Annotated in this window: 12 protein-coding genes; 8 read left to right on the top strand and 4 right to left on the bottom strand. The window is 57.9% G+C overall.

The features are described 5' to 3' along the window. The first annotated feature begins 135 nt into the window (after nucleotides 1–135). Both BLW01_RS14110 and BLW01_RS14115 read left to right on the top strand, forming a co-directional pair. Complete coding sequence (locus BLW01_RS14110; RefSeq protein ID WP_092570830.1) at nucleotides 136–975, top strand: fructosamine kinase family protein; 840 nt, start codon at nucleotides 136–138, stop codon at nucleotides 973–975. A 250-nt stretch (nucleotides 976–1225) separates the two neighbouring features. Continuing rightward, nucleotides 1226–2623, top strand: a complete 1398-nt coding sequence (locus BLW01_RS14115; protein WP_229806497.1) for a TolC family outer membrane protein — start codon at nucleotides 1226–1228, stop codon at nucleotides 2621–2623. A gap of 30 nt (nucleotides 2624–2653) precedes the next feature. Here the strand turns inward: BLW01_RS14115 and BLW01_RS14120 are convergent, their stop codons facing one another. Both BLW01_RS14120 and BLW01_RS14125 read right to left on the bottom strand, forming a co-directional pair. Then, nucleotides 2654–3583 (bottom strand): alpha/beta fold hydrolase, encoded by a 930-nt coding sequence (locus BLW01_RS14120; protein WP_092570834.1) that lies wholly within the window; start codon nucleotides 3581–3583, stop codon nucleotides 2654–2656. Nucleotides 3584–3667: 84 nt separating this feature from the next. Beyond that, the gene (locus BLW01_RS14125; protein ID WP_092570836.1) at nucleotides 3668–4306 is read right to left on the bottom strand and encodes a TetR family transcriptional regulator; all 639 of its coding nucleotides are present in this window, start codon (nucleotides 4304–4306) and stop codon (nucleotides 3668–3670) included. A 408-nt stretch (nucleotides 4307–4714) separates the two neighbouring features. On the opposite strand from BLW01_RS14125, the gene BLW01_RS14130 reads away from it, so the two are divergent. The 4 genes from BLW01_RS14130 (at nucleotide 4715) to BLW01_RS14145 (ending at nucleotide 11182) form a co-directional block, all read left to right on the top strand. Then, nucleotides 4715–6016, top strand: a complete 1302-nt coding sequence (locus BLW01_RS14130) for an efflux RND transporter periplasmic adaptor subunit (protein ID WP_092570838.1) — start codon at nucleotides 4715–4717, stop codon at nucleotides 6014–6016. Next, entirely contained in the window at nucleotides 6013–9198 is a 3186-nt protein-coding gene (locus tag BLW01_RS14135) for an efflux RND transporter permease subunit (RefSeq protein WP_092570840.1), read from the top strand. Before BLW01_RS14130 ends, BLW01_RS14135 begins: the two co-directional genes overlap by 4 nt. A gap of 177 nt (nucleotides 9199–9375) precedes the next feature. Beyond that, nucleotides 9376–10077, top strand: coding sequence for a hypothetical protein (locus tag BLW01_RS14140; protein ID WP_092570842.1), 702 nt, complete (start codon nucleotides 9376–9378; stop codon nucleotides 10075–10077). Between the two features lie 73 nt (nucleotides 10078–10150). Next, nucleotides 10151–11182, top strand: coding sequence for a succinylglutamate desuccinylase/aspartoacylase family protein (locus tag BLW01_RS14145; protein WP_092570844.1), 1032 nt, complete (start codon nucleotides 10151–10153; stop codon nucleotides 11180–11182). A 15-nt stretch (nucleotides 11183–11197) separates the two neighbouring features. On the opposite strand, the gene dusA is transcribed toward BLW01_RS14145, so the two are convergent. Continuing rightward, complete coding sequence (gene dusA, locus BLW01_RS14150) at nucleotides 11198–12214, bottom strand: tRNA dihydrouridine(20/20a) synthase DusA (protein ID WP_092570846.1); 1017 nt, start codon at nucleotides 12212–12214, stop codon at nucleotides 11198–11200. A gap of 263 nt (nucleotides 12215–12477) precedes the next feature. Here dusA and BLW01_RS14155 point away from each other — a divergent pair, with 263 nt between their 5' ends. Continuing rightward, complete coding sequence (locus tag BLW01_RS14155) at nucleotides 12478–13074, top strand: hypothetical protein (RefSeq protein ID WP_092570848.1); 597 nt, start codon at nucleotides 12478–12480, stop codon at nucleotides 13072–13074. Between the two features lie 226 nt (nucleotides 13075–13300). Here BLW01_RS14155 and BLW01_RS18795 read toward each other — a convergent pair whose 3' ends face one another. Then, on the bottom strand, nucleotides 13301–13864 hold the full coding sequence (locus BLW01_RS18795) for a helix-turn-helix domain-containing protein (protein ID WP_229806496.1): 564 nt from the start codon (nucleotides 13862–13864) through the stop codon (nucleotides 13301–13303). A 417-nt stretch (nucleotides 13865–14281) separates the two neighbouring features. On the opposite strand from BLW01_RS18795, the gene BLW01_RS14165 reads away from it, so the two are divergent. Beyond that, nucleotides 14282–15178 carry a LysR family transcriptional regulator gene (locus BLW01_RS14165; protein ID WP_092570850.1) on the top strand — a complete coding sequence of 299 codons (897 nt, stop codon included), beginning with the start codon at nucleotides 14282–14284 and terminating at the stop codon, nucleotides 15176–15178. Nucleotides 15179–15244: the final 66 nt, after the last annotated feature.

Here is a 15244-nt window from a genome sequence, read left to right on the forward strand (position 1 = left end):
CAGGCGCGGCCGTTACGCTACGTCAAGTCTGTCACCGGGGAAACCGGCCTGACGCGGTTCGACTGAGATGGCTTACAAGCGTTATCGCTAATCTCTTACAAATCCTGGCTGGAGGCACGCAAAAAAGGAGGCATGATGCACGAGACATTGAAAGCGTTGCTCGATCACGTCGGTCTGGTTCCCTTGAGTGAGCCGAAGGGAATGAGCGGCGGCGACATTGCATCTGTCAGCCGTCTGGAAACGGCGCAGGGCAGTGTCGTGGTAAAGCATGACGATGCCGAGCGGCTAGCGGGGGAGGCCGATGGGTTGCAGGCCCTGCGTGAGGCTGGAAGCTCACTGTATATACCAGCGGTCCTGGCCGTGGGGGATGGATGGCTGATAATGGAAGCACTGGATGCCTCGGGTTCACGTCGACGTGATGAGGTCGCCCTTGGTGAAGGGCTACGGGAGTTGCATTCCGTTATCGGGAAACAGCATGGCTGGTCGCGCGATAACGCCTGCGGGCTGACTCCTCAGCCCAATGGTCCTGCCGGCGATGGTCGGGTGTTTCAACGGGAGCGACGCTTGGTACCGATGGCCAGGGCCTGTCATGAGCGCGGTTTGTTGCCCGCGGTGCTACGAGAACGGATCGAGAGAGTCGCCGGCGGTCTGGAGAATTGGCTGGAGGATGTTCCGCCGAGCTTGATACATGGTGACCTGTGGTCAGGTAATGTGTTGTTTACCCCGGAGGGACCGGCAGTGATCGATCCGGCCGTGTATCGCCACTATCCCGAAGTCGACCTGGCGATGCTGACGCTGTTCGGTTCACCGGGTGAGGCGTTTTTCGAGTCCTATTGGAATGGTTCAGGCCCCGACGACTGGCCGAGGCGCGAGGCGCTGTTCCAGTTGTATCCGCTGCTCAACCACTTGTTGTTGTTCGGTGGTGCCTATCGCGGTGCGGTCGAACGGGCCGTAAGCCGTGTTGAAGCAGGGTAAAGGCGGGAAATTGGCAATCTCTTTGGAAGTGCATATGACGCGCTTTCATGTCTTCTGTCCCTGAGCTAGGTTCTATATGTGCCTTGTCCGAGATTGATTCGCAGGCAAACATGCGGCATTGTATGTAAACTGTTGTCTACGCCCAGCAAAGGAATTCCTGATGTCGCCGTTGAATGATGCATCTTCCGCCGCCTGTGGAGTTGTTGCCCTTGGCCGTCGTGCATTGTTGCCGCTGATGATTTCGGCAGCTATGACAACTCCCGTACAGGCGGCCGATCTCCTGACCATTGCGCGCGATGCGCTGGAAAACGATGCCACTCTGGCATCGGCTCGAGCCAGCTATTCCAGTATCGAGTCGGGGCGCGATGTCGAGCGCGGTGACCTGTTGCCGCAACTCAGCGCGTCGGCAGAAGGGGCACACAACCGGACCTACAGTGGATCGTCCCAAGGTGGTGAGGGCGGTGGAGCTGCTGCAGGGGGCGGTGTCGATGACGACTACAACAGTGCCAGTGCATCATTGGAAGCGACGCAGGCGCTGTTCGATGCCACCAACTGGTATGAGTTGGAGCGCGCCGAAGAGGAAATCGACCAGGAGGCGTATTCGCTGGAGGCGACGCAACAGCAACTCCTCTACGATGTGGCCTCGGCCTATTTCGATATTCTGCGGGCCCATGACATCCTCGACGCCCGGGAGGCCCAGGAAACAGCCATCGAACGCCAGCTAGAACAGGCACGCGAGCAGTTCGATGTCGGGTTGATCGCCATTACTGATGTCGATGAAGCGGAAGCCAGCTACGATCAGGCTCGGGCCGATCGCATCGCGGCGGAAAACGATCTACAGGTCAGCTTCGAGGCCCTGGAGCGTCTGACCGGCAATCGTTACAACAGCATCGATGGATTGGGCGACGACGTGCCGATCGAGTCACCTGAACCGGATACGCGGGATGACTGGGTCGATCTGGCAATGGAAAACAGCCCGATGGTGCTGATGGCCGAAGCGGGTATCGATGTCGCCCGTAGCGTTGTCGATGTTTCGAAGGCAGGGCGGTTGCCGACACTGGAGGCGTTCGCCAATTATCAATACTCTGACACCGATAGCGAGATTCAGGACGAATACAATTCGTCCAGCCAGGTGGGGTTACGCGCCAGCCTGCCACTTTATACTGGTGGCTCGACCAGCGCAGGTATCCAACAGAGTACCTATGAGCTCGAGTCGACGCAGTATGATGCCGAGGCGCAGCGGCGTGACACCATTCAGCAGGTACGCTCGTTGTTCACTCAGGTGAGCAATGATGTCGAGAGCGTGGAAGCGCGTCAGCAGGCGATCGAATCCAACCAGAGCGCTCTGGAAGCCACTCGTTCGGGCTACGACGTCGGCACCCGCAACATCGTCGATGTGCTCAATGCCGAGCAGAATCTGTACGACGCCATCGCCAATCATGCGGAAGCCCGCTATAACTATGTCGTCGACATGCTCGAGCTTCGCCAGCAGGCTGGAATTCTCGATACCGATGCTATTCGCTCGGTGAATGAGTGGCTACGTGATGAAGATCCGGTGTCACTGCAATTGCCGGACGAAACTGGTGGCGACAGTCGATATGACGAGGCGATGGAGATCGGTGATGCGCCGGAGGCCCCCACCGGTTGAGCGTTGTCCTCACCGTTCGGATTACGCCTGCTAGCGCGGCCAGAGTGACCGGACCCAATGCAAGAGTCGTTGCCACAGGGACCCCTGAACCTTGGTCTTGGTCGTTGCGGGGGAGATGGTGTCGGCGGGGCGGTTCAGGAAGTCGCTAATCGGTTGTACCTGACTGGGGGTATTCAGCATGGGGGCGTGTCCGCATCCCGGTACGTCCAGCGTTGCCAGTCCAGGTTGCTGAAGCTTCATTTGGTGAACGGTGTCGGCGGCGAGAATCGTTGAGTCGACACCGCGGATCACCGTCAAGGGGCATCGAATGGCCGCCCAGTCAGCCCAGGTGTCGCGCGGCGTATCGTTGACGAATTGTTCGGCGATGCGAGGATCGTAGTGGAAAGTCCAACTGCCATCGGGCAAACGGCGAGCGCTTTCGAGTGCCATGGCCTGCCAGGTGGCGTCGTCGGTGATGCCGAACGAGGCGTAGTGGTCGCGCAGTTCGGTCAGCAACTCGCCGAACGTGTAAAAGCGATGCGGAATGGCAAAGTAACTGGCGAGCCCGGCCAGACCTTGTGGATCGATTTCCGGACCGACGTCGTTGAGAATGAGCTGCTCGATGCGGTCGCCATGGGTGTCGTCCGCGGCGATCAGCATGCCAAGCAAACCGCCCATGGAAGTCCCCAGCCAAGGCACATGATCCAACTCATAGTGATCGAGCAGGGCGATGGCGATCTGCATATAGTGACTGTAGAGATAATCGTGGGCAGGAAACAGCGACCAGCTCGACAACCCGCGTCCAGGGGTATCCGGTGCGAGTATCCGCCACTCCGGTCCCAACTGGCGTGCCAGTCCTTCGAAGTCACCGCCATGTCGCGCCAAGCCGTGCCAGGCGATCAGGGTGCTGGAGGCCTCCGGATGCCAAATACGCACGGCGATTTCCAGTTGCCTGACCCGAACCAGATCCAGTTTGTCCATTGTGCTCCTCCCGCCATGGCCGCTACTGCATAGAGTGTAGATGCGATGTTGCTTCGCAACATTAGCGAGGTGGCGTCAAGAGCGCTAGGGTTGGTGTGATGATTCTTCGCTGGAGGGGTGTTGCATCAACTCGAACAGGGTATCTATCACGTGCCCCCCTTCTGTCACGATGGAGAAGCGGTCCGGCATGCGCAACCAATCGTGGAACAGGCCGCCAAGTGTGGATTGAAGCAGGCGCGAGGCAGTTTCAGGTGTCAGATGAGGTGCCAGGGCGCCCTGGTCATGAGCACGTCGAAATTGTTCACACAATTCTGCAAAACATTCGTTGGCAAGTTGGTCCTGCATCTCGAGGGGGTTGATGTCACTGAAAAATTCACAACGGTGAACGAGGATGGAAAGGATGCGGCGATAGCGTGGCTGTTCCAATCGTTTCAGGCTGACATGACAGGCCAGACGCGTGGTTTCCAGTGGCGATGCCTCCGATCCCTGCTCGACTTCGTCGACCAGCTCGGCAAACGGCATACGTACCCGTTCCAGCAGGGCATGGAAGAGGTCGGCCTTGTTGCGGAAATGCCAGTAGACGGCTCCGCGTGTCATCCCGGCATGGCGGGCAATCTGTTCCAGTGAGGTGCGTGCGACGCCCTTGTCGAAGAATACGTCCTCGGCAGCATCAAGCAGGGCTTCACGGGTGGCGGCGGCTTCGGCTTTGGTGCGTCTGGGCATAGTGTTATGTCGATTTCACAAAAGGTCATCAAACAGTTTACCCCAGGAGGGCGTTAGGCGTCGTGATTTACATTCATGGTTGTATGGATGTAGAGTTCGCACTCCTAGCATACATACATGCATGTAACTATAATGCATGGTTTCGATTGGCTCGAGAATAGGGCCATTGCCTAACGTCTCATTCGTGGAGTCTGTTTCATGCGGTCTGCTGATCAGGATGCCTTGTCACCTGCCCATTCTGTTGTTTGCTGGTTGAACCGGGCGGTAAGCGTTGAATTTGGCGCGATCCTCCTGTCCTGACCGCCGTGCCGTTCAAGGGCGTGACTTGGGAACGATCGACCCCCGCTGACGATATACATGTGGGCTGACTGTGGGTCGCCTTACGATATGTTCAATGGAAACAACGCTATGAAAAAAATGAGTTTCTCGCTTCGTGGAAGCCTGGCAGTGCTGGTCACGCTACTGGTGCTGACAGGATGCAACCAGGGAGACGAATCCGGGGAACAGGCGCAGGGCGGTGAGGAGCCCCCGCCTCGTCCCGTCGAGGTGATGGAGATGGCGCGGCAGGATATTCCGCTGGATAAGTCCTACCCCGCGATGTTGCGCAGTGATGATGAGGTGACTCTCGTGGCGCGGGTTTCCGGGTTTCTGGAGGAACGTCACTATGAGCGAGGGACCTTTGTCGAAAAAGGTGACCGGCTGTTCACGATCGAACCGGACCTGTATGAGGCCACCGTCAATGAGCGAGAGGCGGATCTGCAAAGTGCCCAGGCCGAGCTGGCACGTACCAATCGGGATGCTGAGCGCTACGAGCAATTGTTGAGCCAGGATTCCGTCAGCCGTCAACAGTATGATCAGGCCATGGCGGATCAGCGAGTCGCGCAAGCGAATGTCGCCCAGGCAGAAGCGGCCCTGGCCAGTGCTCACCTGGATCTCGAGTATTCAAAAGTGACGGCACCGGTATCGGGCATGATCGGTCTGCACCAAGTGAATACGGGGAACCTCGTCACGGATGGGACCGAGTTGGCGACGATCACGCCGCTTGATCCGTTGGAGGTGCGCTTCCAGCTCCCACAGCGGGATGCCTTCGAGTTGCGTCAGCAGCTCTCGGAAAACGACTCGGTGTCCGATATCGGTGCCAATCTGCGGGTACCAGGGCTGGATGATCGTGGGGATACCACGCTGGAAGGTCGTCTCGACTTTCTGGGCTCGCGCGTCGATCAGAGCACAAGCACCGTGCAGGCCGCAGCGATCTTCGACAACCCTCAGGCCGCTGTGTTGCCGGGACAATTTGTCCGCGTGCAACTGGAAGATATGAAGCGTTACGACGTGCTGGCTGTACCGGAAATCGCGGTCACTCAAGGTCTGATGGGGCCCCAGGTGTTCGTGCTGGATGAGAATGATGAGGCGCGTGCCCGCACGGTCAAGCTCGGTGAAGTGGCCGGCCCGTGGCAGATCATCCGGGAAGGGCTGGACGAGGGGGACCGCGTGGTCGTCGGCGATCCAGCCGGCATTGAACCCGGCACGGCGATCGATCCTCAGTCGTTCGATGGTGATGCCGGGGCTGTGGTCGAGGATGCCGAGGAGGAACAGGCGCAAGAGGAAGCCGAAGACCAAGAGCAGGCTCAGCAAGCCCTGGAAGGCGGTGAGAGCGGAGGCAGTGACGCCACCGACGACAGTGGCGGAGATGAGGGGGCCGAGGACGAATGAACTTCTCCAACTTCTTCATCAACCGCCCGATTTTCGCCACGGTCCTGGCGATCATCCTGACGATCATCGGCGCCGTCAGTCTGCGGGCGCTGCCGATCGAGCAGTATCCCAGCGTGGTCCCGCCGACAGTATCCGTTCAGGCGCAGTTCCCCGGTGCGGATGCCGAAACGGCGGCACAGACAGTGGCAGCGCCACTGGCAGAGGCGATCAACGGGGTCGAGGACATGATCTACATGAACTCGACCAGTGCCAGCAATGGTACCGTCAACCTCAGTGTCGCCTTCAATATCGGCACCGATGGTGACATCAATACCATCAATGTGAACAACCGGGTCCAGGGGGCGCTCTCGCAGTTACCGCAAGAGGTCCAGGACCAGGGAGTCACCGTGGAGCTTCGCTCCGATGAGATATTGATGCTGATCTCCCTGATATCTCCCTCGGGCGATTACGACAATATCTTCATGCAGAATTACGCGACCCTGAACGTTCTCGACGAACTGCGCCAGGTGCCCGGCGTGGGGGACGCTGAGGTGTTGGGGGGTGGCGAATTTGCCATGCGTATCTGGATGGATCCGGACAAGCTGTCCCAGTACGATCTGACCCCGTCGGAAGTGTCCGAAGCTATCCAGGCGCATAATACCGAGGTGCCGGCAGGTAGCCTGGCAGCGACACCTCAGGAGGAGCCCCGGGCCTATACCTATACCATCTCTGCCGATGGCCGGCTGACGGATGCCGAGGCCTTTCGCGAGATTCCCTTGCGGACCAATCCGGATGGTTCGTCTCTGCGACTTGACGATGTGGCGGAAATCGAACTAGGCGCCTCTTTCTATGGGGTCGATGCGCGCCTGAACGGCGATACGATGACGCCAATCATCATCAATCAGCAGCCGGGAGCGAATGCGCTGGAGACGGCCGATGCCGTCAAGGAGACCATCGCCGATCTGGAAGAGCGTTTCCCGGCCGGCATGGAGTATGTGATTCCTTACGACACGACGCTCTTCATCGATGCCTCGGTGGAGACCGTCGAGCATGTCTTCGTGGAAGCCTTCCTGATTGTCCTGGTGATCCTGTTCATCTTCCTGCAGAACTGGCGTTTCACGATCATCGCCATGTCGGTGGTGCCTGTCTCTGTTATTGCCACCTTTGCTGGATTCTACGCCTTTGGTTTCTCGATCAACCTGTTGACGCTGTTTGCGTTGGTGCTATCGATAGGGATCGTGGTCGACGACGCCATACTGGTGGTGGAAAACGTTGAACGTGTGCTGAGTGAAGAAGATGACATCACCGTTCGTCAGGCCACCATACGTGCCATGAAAGAGGTCGGTGGCCCCGTCATCGCCACGTCGTTGATCATGGCGGCGGTCTTCATTCCGGTCGCGTTTCTGGGCGGCTTCACCGGGCAGATCTATCAGCAGTTCGCTCTGACAGTGGCCATTTCGGTGGCGTTCTCGGCCTTGATGGCGTTGACGTTCACGCCGGCCTTGTCAGCGATCTTCATCAAACACAAGCCCAAGGTTGAACAGTCGAAGCTGATGAGGGCGTTGAGCACGCCGTTACGGCTTTTTGACCGACTGTTTGCCGGTATCACGGCGTGTTACATGTGGGTCGTGAAAGTGTTGGTACGCTTCTGGGGACTGGCGCTGGTGTTGACTGCCCTGGTGGGCTTCGGCTCCTGGTGGCTCTATCAGAACACCCCATCGACCCTGGTACCGACAACCGACCAGGGGATCGTCCTGGCCAGCGTGAGCTTGCCGGATGCTGCCTCGCTGGATCGAACCAATCGCTACATGGATAAGCTGAGTAGCGAGATCGAAAAGATCCCGGGGGTCGAATATTCAACTGCGGTAGCCGGCTACGACATTCTGTCGAGTGCGGTGAACTCGGCGCGGGGCATCATGTTCATCAACATGGAACCCTGGGGTGACCGGGATCTCACCGCCGATGAACTGGTAGGGCGGATCATGCAGTTGGGTGCCCAGATCGAGGGCGGCTCGGCGATGGCGTTCAATGCGCCACCTATCCAGGGACTATCCACCACAGGCGGGTTCACCGGGTATCTGCAGTCGTATGAGGGGGCGTCTCCCGAAGAGCTCTACGAGGCATCGCTGCAGGTAACGCAGGCGGCGAACGAGCATCCGGCGCTGCAGGAGGTGTTCTCGACCTTCAACACCAATGTGCCGGGCTATCATGCCGAGATCGATCAGCAGAAGGCGCTGAGTTATGGCGTCAATCTTCAGGATCTCAACTCGACGCTCTCGAATACGTTCGGCGAAGGGTTCGTCAACTACTTCAGCTACCAGAACCGCAACTTCCAGGTCTACTTGCAGAACCAGGATGAGTACCGCAAGACCCCGGAGGATATCAATAACGTCTATGTGCGTGGCGGTGATGGCGAGCGTATCCCGATGTCCGAGTTCGTGGAGTTCGAGCGCGATGCCAAACCGGCCGTGGTGACACGTTTCGGTGTCTACCTCGGTGCGCAGTTCCAGGGGGGACCGGCCCCCGGCTATAGCTCCGGCCAGGCGATCGAGGCGATGGAAGAGGTCGTTCAGGATACCTTGGGAAGTAATTGGGGTATGGGCTGGACCGGTACGGCCTACCAGGAATCGGAACTGGGTAATACCGCCATGCTGGCGATCATCTTCGGCATGATTATGGTGTTCCTGATCCTGGCGGCTCAGTACGAGAGCTGGTCATTGCCACTGGCGGTCCTGACCTCGACACCCTTCGCCTTCCTGGGCGCGATTGGCGGTATCGTATTGCGCGGCATGGAAACCAGTGTCTATGTCCAGATCGGCATGCTTGTAGTGGTCGGGTTGGCGGCCAAGAACGCCATACTGATCGTGGAGTTCGCGGAATTGCAACGTCGGGAAAAAGGCAAGTCGATTCCCGATGCCGCTATCACGGCGGCGGAACTTCGCTTCCGCCCGATCGTGATGACGTCGCTGGCGTTCATCTTCGGTACCTTGCCATTGGCATTGGCCACCGGTGCCAGTGAGGCGAGCAGCCATCAGATCGGTACCACGGTTGCTGTGGGGATGGCGTCGGTCGCGATTCTGGCCAGCTTCTTCGTGCCGTCCTTTTACGCCATGATTGCGCGTATGTCCGATTGGCTACGGCGCAAGTTGGGTCATTACGAAGATCAGACCGGCCAACCGGCTTTGGAGAGTGACTCGCAGTAAAGCGGTTTGTCACTCCATCGTCGGTATTCGCAAGCGGACATCCCGATACTCGGGGTGTCCGCTTTTTATGGCGTCTGGACATGTCTCATGACGGTACCGAGCACATATATCGGAATCTGGTCTATTATGAAGTTATGAACCAATTCGCTGGCCAAGAACCAGCGTGAGGAGCACGCCATGGAGAACGCCATCGGTCTTGCGCTGAGCTTTCCGTTGATTCTATTCACTCTGCTGCTGGTGCTGGCGGCCTGCTACTGGCTGCTGGTTGTCCTGCGCCTAGCGCCGGTAGAGCTATTCGAACACGACAGTCTCAAGGGCGATCATCTGGCCAGTACCATGGTCTCCCTGGGGTTTGCCGGTGTGCCGGCCTCTGTGGCTGTGACGGTGCTCCTGATAATTGCGGGCGCTTTCACGCTGGCGATTGAGCTTGCCGTATTGCAATGGCTGGCACTGGGCATGTTCCGGGTGCCGGTCGGCGTCGTGGTGTTGTGGGCCAGTTTCGTGGCCGCATCCCCGATAGCGGAGGCCATTTGTCGCCGCATGCATGTCTGGTTTCATCGTCACCCGGCTTCGGCGCATCGTTGTCAGCTGGGAGAAACCGTGCGTGTGATCGAGCATATCCCTGGCAGTGAATATGCCACGGCCGTTTATGAGGATGATCCCTCGAACACTGTCCATCTACATGCCAAGCCTGACGCTTTGCCGGAAATCGATGAGCGACGGGTGTTGGTCAAGTATCTGCCTGATGAGGATGCATACCGAAGTGTGCCGGCAGCGTCGTATCTCGAGACACGGGCCTATCTGAGTCATCTGAGATTGATGCACAAACGTCACCGTAATCAAAACAGTACAACGCATAATAACGGGTCGGCTGCCTGATGGGTGAAAGAGGAGCGTTTCTGGTACGCTAGCCCGTACCGAAGAGGCCCGCGACTATCAATAAGGACCGAGGATGGCCCGACGATCCGCTTTCGAACTCGCCGGCACCCGAGTGGTGCCGGGTGGGCGCACGCAAATCGACGTACCCGTTGCCAAGCTGTATACCCATGCCCCGCTTCATATCCCTGTGGAAGTCGTCCATGGGCGTCAGAATGGTCCCGTCATACTGGTATGTGGGGCCATTCATGGCGACGAAATCAATAGTGTCGAGATCGTGCGCCGTTTGCTCCGCAGCAGAGCGATATCAAGGCTACGCGGTACCTTGATTGCGGTGCCTATCGTCAATGTGTTCGGTTTCGTACAACACAGTCGTTATCTTCCCGACCGGCGTGATCTCAACCGCTGTTTTCCCGGCAGTGAAGAAGGGTCGCTCGGGTCGCGGGTAGCGGCACTATTCCGCGACCAGATCGTCAATCAGGCCACGCATATCATCGATTTGCATACCGGCGCGATCCATCGCACCAACCTCCCGCAGATCCGTGCACAGCTGACATCCCATGCCGAAACGGCGACCATGGCCGATGCCTTCGGTGCGCCGGTCATTCTCAATGCCGAACTACGTGAAGGGAGCTTGCGTCACTACGCTCAGAACCGCGGCGTACCGGTGTTGACCTATGAGGCAGGCGAAGCGCTGCGATTCGACGAATGGGCCATTGCTCCCGGTGTTCGCGGCGTACTGAGAGTCATGCGTCGGCTTGGCATGTTATCGGGCGAGCATCGACGGCGTCAGCCCCCGCCGGCGGAAGTTGCCAATGGTTCGAGTTGGGCGCGTGCGCCTATCGACGGCATTCTACGACCGCGAGTGAAGTTGGGTGCCCGGGTCTCCAAGGGGCAGGTGCTCGGGCTGGTGGCGGATCCGTTCGGCAATGCAGAGGGAGAGGTGAAGGCGACAGCTGACGGCATCGTGATTGGTATGAGTAACCTGCCCCTCGCCAATGAAGGGGAAGCCCTGTTCCATGTGGCGCGTTTCGAGGCTATCGAGGAGGCTGAGAATGCCGTGGAAAATTTCCAGTCGGACTATGATCCCGGCAGTGGATTGTCCTGAGTAGCGGAGGCGGTATCAGGCGGTTTCCAGAATAGCGCGTTGCTGCTCCTCGTCGTGGAAGGCAGGGACCAGGGATAGTGCCTCGTCGAAGACGTCGAGTCCTGCACCGTCGCGATGTGCATGTTCCGATAGATGACGACGGAACTTGCGGCCGCCGGGGCACCCCTGAAACAGTCCCAGCAGATGACGTGTGATGTGATTGAGTTTCACGCCGTCATCGAGACGTTGAGCGATGTAGGAACGAAACGCTTGAGCGGCGGCATGTCGACTCTCAGCTGGGCCGGCCACACCGTACAGTTGCCGATCGACAGCCGAGAGCAGCCAGGGGTTCTGGTAGGCTTCGCGACCAACCATCACGCTATCGACATGTGTCAGCTGGTCCTTGCACTCATCGAGGGTCTTGAGCCCGCCGTTGATGCCGATGTGAAGCGTCGGATGACTCGCCTTCAGACGATATGCGCGTTCTCGGTTCAGTGGGGGGATGTCGCGATTTTCCTTGGGAGAAAGGCCCTTCAGCCATGCCTTGCGTGCATGGAGAATGAAGACCCGGCAACCGGCATCGGCCACGGTATTGATGAATCTCTCCAGGTCTTCATCCTCGTCCTGATCGTCGATGCCGATGCGGCATTTCACCGTCACCGGAATGGACACGTTGTCCTGCATGGCGTGCACCGCCTTGGCGACGGTCTCCGGGTGGGCCATCAGGCAGGCACCGATCAGGTTGTTCTGAACCCTGTCGCTGGGGCAGCCGACATTGAGGTTGATCTCGTCATATCCCCAAGCTTCGGCAATGGCCGCGCACTCAGCCAGTTCACCGGCATCGCTGCCGCCGAGTTGCAGTGCCAACGGATGCTCGACGTCGCTATACCCGAGGAAACGTTCCCGTGGACTGCCATAGAGGATCGCCCCAGTCGTCACCATCTCGGTATACAGCAGCGCTCGCCGCGTCAGCGTCCGTGCAAAGGCACGGTAATCGCGCGTCGTCCAATCCATCATGGGGGCTATGGCGAAGGTACGGTCAGGTTCGGGCATCGGTATTACGTGGCAGAAAGGGAATCAACGAGGCTGCTATTCTACCAGTCCAATCGGAGAATGGGAGCCTGTTCGTCTCAACCTGGTGTCCGTCGAATCGTGGGCAGTGATGGGAGAGGGCGGGCATGCAGGCCCTGTATCGCATGTTTTCTGTGGAAATTTCGCCTTGAAGTATATCGAAATCAATGAGATATCGATTATGCTGAAAGAGTTGAGGCACAACGGGCTAGTACACTAGCAGCCAGTGGGTAACCGAGGTGGTCATGGTGTCGAGCAAGACAGCAAGACGTATCAAACGCGAATTCATGGATTCGAAAAGCGGTTTTCGGATAACCGGTTCGCTGCTGGTGTTAATGTTGTTACTGGCAGGGTGTGGCGGTGACGGCAACAACGATGAGGCTGAAGAAGCGTCGGATAGCCAGTCGACGGCGGCTCAGGAAGATACGACGAATGCGGAATCGGCATCGTCTTCTCCCGACACCATGACCGAACCTGTGGAGGTCACGATATCTGCCGCGCGTCAGGAGAACCGGCGCCTGGTAGTGACTGGTGAGACCAACCTGCCCGATGGTACCGAGGTGCTGGTGATTGTTGAGCGCAATGGCAGCCGTATCAGTTGGCGTTCCCGTGTTGATGTACAGAATAGAGGCTTCGAGGCAGGGCCGCTTGGACCGGAAAGCGGGATGCCGGATGGTGAATACACGATTACCTTCAGAATGTCACCACCCGGTGTACAGCCTCGCGCTGTACAGCAGATCATTGGTGATCGTGGCCAGCACTTGAGTGGCCCATTGGTGACCGATTCACAATATGAAGGTGCTGTTGCGACCTATACCACGAACTATACCGCCGGTAACTGACTGTCTTGCGGTGTCGATGAATGTCCGCTGACGCATTTTTACTGTTTCATAACTCAGGTTATGTTGCTGTCGACGTCTAGCTGTCAGGTTAGGAGGCATCGGATAGGGATTATCCGATTCAGTGATAGGGATGCCGCGCCGATGGATCTTCCCTTCCATGGAGGGAGGGGGCGATCCATCGTTTTTTATCCAGCTCTTGCCTGTGCCACGAATAGCTTGCCTGGTGTCAGCCAACGCTCCCTGTAGTGAGTTTCCACTTGGCGATAATCCGTCCATGAATGAAAGGGGCAGATCGTGCCGGTATGTCCTCGTTATTGTCTTTCATCAGTTGGACCGATAGCCGACCTTGATATTCGGTGATGTACAGCCCGCTACCCTGATGGGTTTCAGTGGGTGTAATAGCAGCAAGGTCCCCTGACGCAAGGTGCTCGAAGGTGGCGTCAGGCGATGGGGTGACGATATAGCATGGTCGTGGATGGTCGTTTCTGGTCGGCCAGCCCTCAGGCAGGGTGGTTACCTGGGTAGGATGCTTGTGCCATGGCAGTGGGGGGACCGGCGATAACTCCAGGAAGGGGAAGGGAGCAATGGGAGCGTCGATCAGCAATTCTTCGAGACCACAGTCTAGCGCTTCAGCCAGCGCGACCAGCCGAGTATGCCCGATCTGCTTGATCTCACCGCTTTCCCAGTAGCCAATCGTGACATCCGATACGCCGACCCGACGGGCCAGTGCTGCCTTGTTGAGTTTGGCGCTTTCACGTAACCGTTTGATCCTTGTGCCTAGTTCTTCCATTGAATGTATCTCGTTTCAGGGGATAGGACATGCTCTGGCATTCGCCATGAACTGTGCAATAACGCGCATCAACGTTGAGATAACAGTACACGTCACTTAGTTCCGGTGCACGCTGTGACGCCGCTGAACGGGATTGGTGCATTTCGATGAGAGGGAAGACGTCGCAAGCGTGAAAAAAGAAAAGCGTGCCGATTTGATGTCGGCACGCTCAAGGCAAGTTATGCACTGAAGGCGCCATCCAGGTCAGACATGAGCCATGACCTGATGGCGTTGCCCCGAGGTTGATGGCTTCAAGCCAGCAATTCAGGACAAAGCGAGTATAGGCAGTCGGCCTTTTCGGAATAAGAGGGTACAATCGAAAACTTGTGTTTCCATTATGGAAACAAAATGGGGCCTGGCAGGAGCAGGAGGCGTGGAGTGGCCACTCTGGATGCGTTGAAGGTATTTGTCGAAGTGGTACGCAGCGGGAGTTTTACCGGCGCGGCACGTCGTCTGGGGATTTCCAAGTCTCTGGCGTCCAAGCGGGTGGCTTCATTGGAAGAGGAGCTGGGAGTGAGCCTGCTCAATCGCTCGACACGCGCATTGCATCTCACCGAGGCAGGGCAGATCTACTATGAACATGGGCTGCGCATCAGTGAGGAACTCTCGGTGGCCGAAGCGCAGGTCCAGTCCGTGACCGCCAGACCTCGTGGCCAATTGAAAGTGAGCGCCCAGGTCAGTTTCGGCTTCATGTATCTGGCAGAACCGACGACAGCGTTCATGCGTCGTTATCCTGATGTCGCCGTGGAGATTCTGCTGGAGGACCAGCGTTTCGAGCCGATCGACGAAGCCGTGGACCTGGCGATCCGCATGGGGCCGTTGCCGTCTTCCAGCATGGTCTCGAGGCCCTTGTGCAAAGTCGTCTATGGCCTCTATGCGGCACCGGATTACTTGGCGCGAGTCAACTACCCGCTGCATCCCCAGGATATCGCCAACTACGACACCATTTTCTATGGCAATTATGATCTTGGGGCGCACTGGCGTTTTTCCCTCAATGGACAGCCATTGGATGTCGAGCCCCACTCGCGTCTGGTCATCAACAATTTGCTGGGTGTGGTAGAGGCGGCCAAGGCTGGTTTTGGTCTTGCTTATCTACCCACGTTTGCCGCTCGCTCGGCTGTCGCTGACGGTGATCTTATCCCTCTGCTGCAGCCTTACTGGAACGAACATGGCAGCATGCTGGTTCTGTTCCGTTCGCGAAAATACCTGCCGGACAAGACCCGCGCTTATCTGGATTTCATCACCGAGTGGTTTCGAGAGAATCTGGCCTTATAGTGTCATGCGCGACGAGCGAACGAGGCCGTCAATATGATAGAGACTGATGATCTGTTCGTGAGTGCG

The organism is Aidingimonas halophila, from assembly GCF_900106955.1.
GTDB classification, from domain to species: Bacteria; Pseudomonadota; Gammaproteobacteria; order Pseudomonadales; family Halomonadaceae; genus Aidingimonas; species Aidingimonas halophila.

Excerpts from the sequence above, each read along its gene's own strand:
- BLW01_RS14110 (WP_092570830.1), top strand. The coding sequence starts at position 136 with ATGCACGAGACATTGAAAGCGTTGCTCGATCACGTCGGTCTGGTTCCC.
- BLW01_RS14115 (WP_229806497.1), top strand. The coding sequence starts at position 1,226 with ATGACAACTCCCGTACAGGCGGCCGATCTCCTGACCATTGCGCGCGAT.
- BLW01_RS14120 (WP_092570834.1), bottom strand. The coding sequence starts at position 3,583 with ATGGACAAACTGGATCTGGTTCGGGTCAGGCAACTGGAAATCGCCGTG.
- BLW01_RS14125 (WP_092570836.1), bottom strand. The coding sequence starts at position 4,306 with ATGCCCAGACGCACCAAAGCCGAAGCCGCCGCCACCCGTGAAGCCCTG.
- BLW01_RS14130 (WP_092570838.1), top strand. The coding sequence starts at position 4,715 with ATGAAAAAAATGAGTTTCTCGCTTCGTGGAAGCCTGGCAGTGCTGGTC.
- BLW01_RS14135 (WP_092570840.1), top strand. The coding sequence starts at position 6,013 with ATGAACTTCTCCAACTTCTTCATCAACCGCCCGATTTTCGCCACGGTC.
- BLW01_RS14140 (WP_092570842.1), top strand. The coding sequence starts at position 9,376 with ATGGAGAACGCCATCGGTCTTGCGCTGAGCTTTCCGTTGATTCTATTC.
- BLW01_RS14145 (WP_092570844.1), top strand. The coding sequence starts at position 10,151 with ATGGCCCGACGATCCGCTTTCGAACTCGCCGGCACCCGAGTGGTGCCG.
- dusA (WP_092570846.1), bottom strand. The coding sequence starts at position 12,214 with ATGCCCGAACCTGACCGTACCTTCGCCATAGCCCCCATGATGGATTGG.
- BLW01_RS14155 (WP_092570848.1), top strand. The coding sequence starts at position 12,478 with ATGGTGTCGAGCAAGACAGCAAGACGTATCAAACGCGAATTCATGGAT.
- BLW01_RS18795 (WP_229806496.1), bottom strand. The coding sequence starts at position 13,864 with ATGGAAGAACTAGGCACAAGGATCAAACGGTTACGTGAAAGCGCCAAA.